Origin of the sequence: Acidovorax sp. FJL06 (assembly GCF_003852545.1) — a bacterium.
Classification (GTDB): Bacteria; Pseudomonadota; Gammaproteobacteria; order Burkholderiales; family Burkholderiaceae_C; genus Acidovorax.
Genome location: NZ_QAJR01000105.1, coordinates 1 through 239, shown reverse-complemented (window position 1 = coordinate 239; position 239 = coordinate 1). Strand labels below are relative to the sequence as shown.

Here is a 239-nt window from a genome sequence, read left to right as displayed (position 1 = left end):
GCCGTGATGCTGGGCGTGGCGCTGGCGTTTGCGGTGCATGTGATCAATGCGTCGGCGCTGGACGAGTTTTCGCAGGCCGTGCGCGCCGTCAACGGCCAGCCCGACCTGGAGCTGCGGGCCATGCGGGGCCACCTGCCCGAGGCGCTGTACGAGCGCCTGGCCACCCACCCGCAGGTGGCGCGCATCAGCCCGTTGCTGGGGCTGTCGGCGGTGGCCTGGGCGGCGCCAAGCCCACCACC

Annotated in this window: 1 protein-coding gene; it reads left to right on the top strand. The window is 73.2% G+C overall.

Going from position 1 to position 239, the window contains the following annotated elements; translation table 11 throughout:
* On the top strand, nt 1-239 hold a 239-nt coding region (locus DBV10_RS22705), incomplete at both ends, for a hypothetical protein (protein ID WP_148090355.1).